Source organism: Burkholderia sp. E168m23 (assembly GCF_016586125.1).
Classification (GTDB): domain Bacteria; phylum Pseudomonadota; class Gammaproteobacteria; order Burkholderiales; family Burkholderiaceae; genus Burkholderia; species Burkholderia orbicola.
The window spans coordinates 1-7,625 of record NZ_BCPP01000264.1 but is presented as its reverse complement, the minus strand read 5'-3'; the positions used below and the strand labels follow the sequence as shown (position 1 = coordinate 7,625).

Genomic DNA, 7,625 nt, shown 5'->3' with positions numbered 1-7,625 from the left:
GTCATCGTGTACTCCGTGAAGTCACCGTGAACCTACGATGGTAGGTCGGTCTTTCATCACAATTCACGGAGTATCATGATTCATTCTTCAATTCTTGCGTTGAATCGATCCATGCAACCGCCGACCGACCCCGCGTCGACCACGCTCGACATCGCGCTGCTGCGCACCTTTCTCGAGGTCGTCGACCGCCGCGGGTTCGCGCCGGCCGCGGAACGCCTCGCGCTGACGCCGTCCGCGGTGAGCGGCCACATCAAGCGGCTCGAACAGGCGGCCGGCACCGTGCTGCTGGCGCGCACCACCCGCCGGATCGCGCTCACGCCGGCCGGCGACACGCTGTACGCGTACGCGCGCAACATCGTCGACATGGAACGCGAGGTGCGGGCACGGCTGCGCGGCGCGCCGGCGCACGGGCCGCTGCGGATCGGCGCGTCGGAGGATTTCGCGGGCACGTGGCTGCCGCAGGTGCTGCGCACCTTCCGCGACCGCCATCCGCGCGCATCGATCGAACTGAAGGTCGGCATCACCGCATCGCTGCTGCGGGAGCAGACGTTCGGCCGGCTCGACGTCGTGTTCGGCAAGCAATGCCGACAGGTCGACACGCCTGGCGAACTGCTGTGGGAAGAGCCGCTCGTCTGGGCCTTCGCGGCCGATACGGCGCTCGACGCCGAGGAAGGCGTGCCGCTCGCGCTGTTTCCGGAACCGTGCGTGTACCGGGAAGCCGCGGTGTCCGCGCTCGCCGCGGCGCTGCGGCCGTTTCGCGTGCTGTTCGAAAGCGCGAGCATGGCCGGCTGCATGTCGGCCGCGCTCGCCGGCTTCGCGGTCACGGCACTCGCACGCAGCCAATTGCGCGACGGCTTGCGGGAATGCGGGCCGCACGACGGCCTGCCGGCGCTGCCGGCCGCACGCTTTTACGCATTCGCGTCGAAACCCTCAGGCGCCGGCGCCGCGCTGATCGACGCGGTGCGGGCCACCGGGCGCACGCGGCAGTTCGCCGCCTGAACACGCGCTGTGCGCTCGTCGCACGGGCCGCCTCGCACCGGAGCCGATCGGCCGGCGAGCAGCAGGCCTGCCCACTGGATACCGGCACGATGCCGCCGTCAGTCGCCGCTGCCGCGCGCGCCCGCGTCGTTCAACGCATCCGCCATCAACGCGCCGAACCACTCGATGAACGCGTTGAGCCGGCGCGAGCGATGCCGGCGGTGCGGATACACGGCCGATACGTCCATCGGCTCGGCGCGGTGGCCGGGCATCACGTCGACGAGCGCGCCGCTTGCGAGCAGATGCTCGACGTCGAAGCGCGGAATCTGGATCAAGCCCATTCCGGCGATGCAGCCGGCGATATAGGTTTCGGCGTTGTTGACGATCACGCGGCTCGGCAGTGTCAGCGTGTGCCGCTGCCCGTCCGCGCAGTATTCCCAGCCGAGCTCGCGCCCGGTCGTCGGCGACGCATAGCCGATCGCCCAGTGCCCGTGCGCGAGCGCGTCCGGATGCTCGGGTACGCCGCACTCGCGCAGATAGTCGGGGCTCGCGCAGTTGATCAGCGTGAACTGCCCGAGCGGCCGCACGACGAGGCTGCTGTCCGCGAGCCGCCCAACGCGGATCGCGCAATCGACGCCCTCCTGCACGAGGTCGATCGAGCGGTCCGTCGAGCCGAGCGACAGTTGCAGCTTCGGGTGGCGGCGAAACAGCGACGGCAGCGCGGGCGCCACGACGCGGCGCGCGATCCGGCTCGGCACGTCGACGTTCAGCCGCCCGACCACGTCACGGTCGCGGCGCCGAAACAGGCGGTCGAGTTCGTCGGCCTCCGCGAGCAGGCGCCGGCCGCGCTCGAGCAGCAGCGCGCCGTCGGCGGTCAGCTGCACCTGGCGGGTCGTGCGGTGCAACAGACGCGTGCCGAGCGCCGTCTCGAGCTGCTGGACGGCCGCCGACACGGTCGCGCGCGGCACGTCGAGCGCATGCGCGGCCTTGATGAAGCTGCCCATCTCGGCAACCTGCAGGAAGATCCTGACCTGATCCAGCTTGTCCATCGGCGGGAAACCCGGGTTCGAACGACGGTCGCCGCCGGCCGCCGCGCATCGCGGCCGGCTTCGGCGGCACAGAGAAAACGGGCGCGCGGCCTCGTGGTCGCGCGCCCGTCCATTGTCCACGCAAACGCGCCAGTGCGGTGCGCCGCGCGGCCGGCAAGCGCCCCGGTTACTTGGTCGTATAGCCGCCGTTGATCAGGATCGTCTGGCCGGTGATCCACCAGCCGTCGGTCACCAGATGGCGGATGAACGGCACGACGTCCTCGATGTCGGTCAGCCCCGTCTTGCTGAACGGCGACAGCGCGGCGGCCGTCTTGTGATACGCGACCGCATCGGCGCCTTCGGCCGGATAGAAGAACGGCGTGTCCATCGGGCCCGGCCCGACGGCCGTCACCGAGATCCCGCGGGCGCCGTACTCCTTCGACGCCGCGCGCGTGAAGTGCTCGACCGGCGCCTTCGATCCCTCGTACGCCGCGTAGAACGGCGTGAACGCGCCGAGCAGCGACGTCACGAGCGTGACGAGCTTGCCGTGATCCTCGAGATGCCGGCCGGCTTCCTTGATGAAGAAGAACGCCGACTTGCTGTTGACCGCGAACATCTCGTCGTATTCGGCCTCGCTGATCTCGGTGAACGGCTTCTTCAGCACCTTGCCGACCGTGTTGATCGCGATGTCGATCTTGCCGAAGCGCTGCTTCGCGTCGTCGAACAGCCTCTCGACCGCGGCGGCCGTCGTCAGGTCCGCCTGGAACGTCGCGGCCTCCGCGCCGGCCGCGCGCACCGCGGCAGCCGTCTCCTCGGCCTGCGCCTGCGACGCCGCGCTGTTGTAGTGAATCGCCACCGCCTTCGCGCCGTGGCCCGCCAGGTCCCGGGCGATCAGGCCGCCGAGGTTCTTTGCGCCGCCTGCGATCAGGACGACCTTGTCTGCGAGCGTATGAGTTGCCACGGTTGACTCCTTTTTTCGTTGAACGAAGCTAGGAGTGTAGGCATGCGCGACGCGCCGGTCAGCCGGCCGCGGCTGGATGGATTATCCAGAAAACCGATCCAATCAAAGCGGCACAAGGTGGTCTGCCGCACCGACGGCGACACCGGATTCTGAAGCCGAGCGCGGCCGCGGGCCAGGTCAGCGCGCGTACAGCGCCGCGTCGATCTTGCCGAGCAGCCACTGCATGCCGGCCAGATGCTGCTGGTCGTGGCTGCACAGGTAATGGACGAGCCCGCGCACGGTCAGCGAACCGTAGCCGTCGAACTCGCCGGTACGCTCGAACTGTGCGGGCGTGAGGCGCGACAGCCATTCCAGCGTTTCGCGTCGTGCGTCGCGGATCGCCGCAAGCACGTCGGACGCATACGCGTCGTCGTAGCGCCGCTCGATCGCGAGCGCGTCGCCGTCGATCGACACGAGCAGCGGGTGGTCTTCGTCGAGCATGCGCCGCAGCCGCACGTGATAGCCGTCGATCTCGATGTCGCGCACATGGCAGAGCTGCCCGAGCGGCGAGAAATGCTCGCTCGGCATGCCGGCCCAGTCGTCGGGTGTCCAGCGCGCATAGCCGTCGGGCACGGCCGCGAAATGCGCTTCGAGCTGACGAGGGAAATCCGCGAGTGCGTCGAGCGTCGTCGGATTCATGCGGGAGCCTCCTGTCGGATAAAGGCGGGCGGCAACCCTGGCACGGGCCTGCCGCCGCCGTTGCGTCACTTCACGCTGAAGCCGTACGCGCCCTGCGTGCGATGCCCGTCGGTCGCGACGGCCACCCACTTCACCGTATACGCGCCGGTGCCGAGCGCCGTGAGCGGCACCGTCATCCGCTTGCGGTTCGACGCGTCGATGCGCGCGCGGTCGTTCGACACCGTCTTGCCGTCGCCGTCGACGACGACGATCGAGCTGAATGCCGGCTCCAGCGGCTCGGTGAAGTCGATCGTGACGGCCGCCGGTGCGGCGGCCAGCGCCGCGCCCGCCGCCGGGTCGCTCTTCGCGAGATGCGCATGCGCGAACGCGGCCGACGAAACGGTCGCGGCCGCGATGACGGCGGCAGCGTGGCGGCCGAACGGGAATGAATCGAAAGGCATGGACTTTCCGTGAAGAATGAACGGGTGCCGCGCGCTGCGCGGCGTCCCGGCAGCTTACCAGCGCGGGCGCGTTCATGCCGCCCATGCGCCGGTGCTTGATAGAATGCGCGCGCTATGGATCTCGAAAGCATTCTCTACACCCAGGGCTTCGGCTCGCGCCGCCAGTGCCGCGGTCTGATCGAAGCGGGCCGCGTCGCCGTCGCGGGCGCCGCCGCGACCGACCCGGACGCCACCTTCGACACCGACGGCCTCGTGTTCTCGGTCGACGATACGGCGTGGCCGTTCCATGCACGCGCGTACCTCGCACTCAACAAGCCGGCGGGCTACGAGTGTTCGCGCGATCCGCAGCACCATGCGAGCGTGTTCAGCCTGCTGCCCGCGCCGCTCGTCGCGCGCGGCGTGCAATGCGTGGGCCGGCTCGACCAGGACACGACCGGCCTGCTGCTGCTGTCCGACGACGGCCAGTTCGTGCACGCGTACACGTCGCCGAAGCGCAAGGTGCCGAAGACCTACGTCGCGACCGTGCGCCACCCGCTCGACGACACGCAACTGCACGCGCTGCGCACCGGCGTGCAACTGCATGGCGAACCGAAGCCGATCGCGGCCGTCGCCGCCGACGCCCGCGACACGCATGCACTCGCGCTGACCGTGCTCGAAGGCAAGTACCACCAGGTCAAGCGGATGGTCGCCGCGGCGAGTAACCGCGTCGAATTGCTGCACCGCGAAAGCATCGGCGGGTTCGCGCTGCCGGCCGACCTCGCGCCCGGCGCATGGCGATGGCTCGACGAAGCCGACCTTGCCGCGCTGCGCAATTCCGTCAAAACCCTGTAAGGGAAAATCCGCACGACCGTTCGGTGCCTGGCCGCGTCTCGGCCGCAGGTTCCCCCGCTATACTGAAATCACAAGCTGCAAGAGCAGCGATGCAGGGGGAGGCATCATGAACATCAACCATTCTTTCGAACTGTCGTCGGTGATGATCGCGTTCGCGGTCATCGGTGTCATCGTGATCGGAGGCCTGCTGGCCACGATGCATCTGAAGCACAAATATCATCCGAACCTGATCGGCGCGCTGATCGGTGCGCTGCTGTGCTTCCTGCTGATCGAGGCGTTACCGGCGCTCACCTGACGCGCTGGCCGGCGCGAGCGTTTGAAGGAAATCGTCTACGGTCGGATAGCGCAACGTCACGCACAATTCGGCCTTGAGCCGTGTGTTGGACAGGCGCCGCGACTCGCGCATGAACGACAGCAGCGTCGGCTCGAGCAGGCGCTCGGCGTCCGCGCGGCTCACGCGCGGCGGCTTCGGCAGGCCGAGCACCTGCGCGACCCGGTCGAAATACTCTCCCATCCGCCATTCGGTGTCGTCCGACGCGTGCACGACGCGCGCCGGCTTGCCCTGCTCGGCCGCCCGGCGCAGGATCGCCGCGAGATCGTCCGCATGGATGTGGTTCGTGTAGACGTCGTCGGCCGGCTCGAGCGCCGGCGTGCCGCGCTCGAGCCGCGCGACCGGCAGGCGGTTCGCCGCGTAGATGCCGGGGATGCGCACGATGCGTGCGGACAGCACGCCGCGCACCGTCGCCGCACGCAGTTGCCGCTCGGCCGACACGCGCCGGAACGCGCGCGGATTCGCGGGGCGCAGCGGGTGCGTTTCGTCGATGCGCGCGCCGCCGCAGTCGCCGTAGACGCCCGTCGTACTGGCATAGACGAGCGTCGGCGCGCGAAGGCCCTCGGGTACAATACGCGCTGCCCGAACGGGCGCGCCGGCCTGTCGCGCCGCGGTGCGCAGCGTTCGGAGCCGGCCGACCGCCGGGGCCGGCGGTGCCGCCGGCCGACGCGCGGGCATGGACGTTGCGGCGATCAGCGCACGCGTGCGCCGGTCGTCACGGCCGTCGGATGGCGGCGGCGCGAGATGCAGGATCGTGCGGGCGAGGCCCGCGAGACGGCCGAGCGCCGCCCGGCGATCGAGGTCGCCGACGATCGGCGTCGCGCCCGCGGCGCGCAGTTCGTCGCGGCGAGCCGGATGGCTCGTCAGCGCGAGGATACGCAGGTCGGGGCGCGCGTTACGCCATTGCGCGACGCAGCGCATGCCGACGTCGCCGCAGCCGACGATCAGTACGCGCGGCCGGCGCAGGATTCGTGTCGCGATCATGTTGGTTGCGAAATCAGTAGCCGCCGTTGCGCGACGCGCAACGGCTTTGCATTGTAGCTGCCGTGCGCGACATGCACGGTCCCCCCATTTTGTTCTAGTTTGGTTCTATGGCATTCAACGTCACTCTCAAGCAAAGCGGCCGGCAATTCCAGGTCGAGTCGGACGAAACCGTGCTGGCGGCCGCGCTGCGCCAGAACGTCCATCTGCCGTACGGCTGCAAGAACGGCGCGTGCGGCTCGTGCAAGGGCCAGATCGTATCGGGCCAGATCGAACAGGGCCCGCATGCCGCGTCGGCGCTGTCCAACGACGAACGCACGCGCGGCCTCGCGCTGCTGTGCTGCTCGAAGGCGCAATGCGACCTCGAGATCGACGTGCGCGAGATCGCCGGCGTCGACGGCGTGCAGGTGAAGAAGCTGCCGTGCCGGATCGCCGCGCTCGAACGCAAGGCCGACGACGTGATGGTCGTGAAGCTGCAGTTGCCCGCGAACGAGCGCCTGCAGTACCTCGCGGGCCAGTACGTCGAATTCATCCTGAAGGACGGCTCGCGCCGCAGCTACTCGATGGCGAACGCGCCGCACGAGGAAGGCCCGATCGAACTGCACATCCGCCACATGCCGGGCGGCAAGTTCACCGACCACGTGTTCGGTGCGATGAAGGAGCGCGACATCCTGCGCTTCGAAGGCCCGCTCGGCACGTTCTTCCTGCGCGAGGATTCCGACAAGCCGATCGTGCTGCTCGCGTCGGGCACCGGCTTCGCGCCGATCAAGGCGATCATCGAGCACGTGAAGCATTCGGGCATCACCCGCCCGATGACGCTCTACTGGGGCGCGCGCCGCAAGAAGGACATCTACCTCGCCGAACTCGCCGAGCAGTGGGCGCGCGAGATCCCGAACTTCAAGTACGTACCGGTGCTCTCCGAGCCGGACGACGCCGACCAGTGGACGGGCCGCACCGGCTTCGTCCATCGCGCGGTGATCGAGGATCTGCCCGATCTGTCGGGCCACCAGGTGTACGCGTGCGGCGCGCCGGTGATGGTCGAATCCGCGCAGCGCGACTTCACGCAGCACCACGCGCTGCCGGCCGACGAGTTCTACGCGGACTCGTTCACGAGCGCCGCCGATCTCGCGCATCCGGTCTGAGCACCGGGCGCGGCGCGCCCCCGCTGCGCGCCGCCGTGTCACATCCGTGGCATCGCGGCGGTTTACAGTGGGGCGCGGGATGCCTTATGCTTGCGCACATGAACCGCTTCCTGTCCGCTTTCCGACGTCGCCGCTCGCCGCTCCGCCCGGATGCCGCCGGCTCGTCACGGACTCGCGCGTAACCCTCCTCCGCTTCACCGGTTACGCACAAGCTGTTCGACCCACCAGCCACGGCCTTCCGTGGCTTTTTTATTG

The 7,625-nt window shown here is 69.1% G+C and carries 9 protein-coding genes; 4 read left to right on the top strand and 5 right to left on the bottom strand.

Features of this window, described 5'->3' with window-relative positions; translation table 11 throughout:
• The first annotated feature begins 111 nt into the window (after nt 1-111).
• Entirely contained in the window at nt 112-999 is an 888-nt protein-coding gene (locus tag JMF90_RS15545; protein ID WP_041489238.1) for a LysR substrate-binding domain-containing protein, read from the top strand.
• 98 nt (nt 1,000-1,097) lie between these two features.
• Here the strand turns inward: JMF90_RS15545 and JMF90_RS15540 are convergent, their stop codons facing one another.
• From JMF90_RS15540 to copC, 4 genes are all read right to left on the bottom strand, one after another.
• Nucleotides 1,098-2,027 carry a LysR family transcriptional regulator gene (locus JMF90_RS15540; RefSeq protein ID WP_011694365.1) on the bottom strand — a complete coding sequence of 310 codons (930 nt, stop codon included), beginning with the start codon at nt 2,025-2,027 and terminating at the stop codon, nt 1,098-1,100.
• A gap of 166 nt (nt 2,028-2,193) precedes the next feature.
• Nucleotides 2,194-2,967 (bottom strand): SDR family oxidoreductase, encoded by a 774-nt coding sequence (locus tag JMF90_RS15535; protein ID WP_011545996.1) that lies wholly within the window; start codon nt 2,965-2,967, stop codon nt 2,194-2,196.
• Between the two features lie 177 nt (nt 2,968-3,144).
• On the bottom strand, nt 3,145-3,645 hold the full coding sequence (locus JMF90_RS15530; RefSeq protein ID WP_011545997.1) for a DinB family protein: 501 nt from the start codon (nt 3,643-3,645) through the stop codon (nt 3,145-3,147).
• A 65-nt stretch (nt 3,646-3,710) separates the two neighbouring features.
• Nucleotides 3,711-4,085: a copper homeostasis periplasmic binding protein CopC gene (copC, locus tag JMF90_RS15525; protein ID WP_011545998.1), complete on the bottom strand. Its 375-nt coding sequence runs from the start codon at nt 4,083-4,085 to the stop codon at nt 3,711-3,713.
• A gap of 114 nt (nt 4,086-4,199) precedes the next feature.
• Between copC and JMF90_RS15520 the strand changes: the two genes are divergently transcribed.
• A complete protein-coding gene (locus JMF90_RS15520) occupies nt 4,200-4,916 on the top strand; it encodes a 16S rRNA pseudouridine(516) synthase (RefSeq protein WP_011545999.1) in 717 nt (238 codons plus the stop codon).
• A gap of 106 nt (nt 4,917-5,022) precedes the next feature.
• The gene (locus tag JMF90_RS15515) at nt 5,023-5,211 is read left to right on the top strand and encodes a hypothetical protein (RefSeq protein WP_011546000.1); all 189 of its coding nucleotides are present in this window, start codon (nt 5,023-5,025) and stop codon (nt 5,209-5,211) included.
• On the opposite strand, the gene JMF90_RS15510 is transcribed toward JMF90_RS15515, so the two are convergent.
• Nucleotides 5,194-6,231: an NAD-dependent epimerase/dehydratase family protein gene (locus JMF90_RS15510; RefSeq protein WP_011546001.1), complete on the bottom strand. Its 1,038-nt coding sequence runs from the start codon at nt 6,229-6,231 to the stop codon at nt 5,194-5,196. The two genes, JMF90_RS15515 and JMF90_RS15510, sit on opposite strands and share 18 nt — an antisense overlap.
• 107 nt (nt 6,232-6,338) lie before the next feature.
• Between JMF90_RS15510 and JMF90_RS15505 the strand changes: the two genes are divergently transcribed.
• Nucleotides 6,339-7,370, top strand: coding sequence for a CDP-6-deoxy-delta-3,4-glucoseen reductase (locus JMF90_RS15505; RefSeq protein ID WP_006478058.1), 1,032 nt, complete (start codon nt 6,339-6,341; stop codon nt 7,368-7,370).
• The last annotated feature ends 255 nt before the right edge of the window (nt 7,371-7,625 follow it).

Excerpts from the sequence above, each read along its gene's own strand:
- JMF90_RS15545 (WP_041489238.1), top strand. The coding sequence starts at position 112 with ATGCAACCGCCGACCGACCCCGCGTCGACCACGCTCGACATCGCGCTG.
- JMF90_RS15540 (WP_011694365.1), bottom strand. The coding sequence starts at position 2,027 with ATGGACAAGCTGGATCAGGTCAGGATCTTCCTGCAGGTTGCCGAGATG.
- JMF90_RS15530 (WP_011545997.1), bottom strand. The coding sequence starts at position 3,645 with ATGAATCCGACGACGCTCGACGCACTCGCGGATTTCCCTCGTCAGCTC.
- copC (WP_011545998.1), bottom strand. The coding sequence starts at position 4,085 with ATGCCTTTCGATTCATTCCCGTTCGGCCGCCACGCTGCCGCCGTCATC.
- JMF90_RS15520 (WP_011545999.1), top strand. The coding sequence starts at position 4,200 with ATGGATCTCGAAAGCATTCTCTACACCCAGGGCTTCGGCTCGCGCCGC.
- JMF90_RS15515 (WP_011546000.1), top strand. The coding sequence starts at position 5,023 with ATGAACATCAACCATTCTTTCGAACTGTCGTCGGTGATGATCGCGTTC.
- JMF90_RS15510 (WP_011546001.1), bottom strand. The coding sequence starts at position 6,231 with ATGATCGCGACACGAATCCTGCGCCGGCCGCGCGTACTGATCGTCGGC.
- JMF90_RS15505 (WP_006478058.1), top strand. The coding sequence starts at position 6,339 with ATGGCATTCAACGTCACTCTCAAGCAAAGCGGCCGGCAATTCCAGGTC.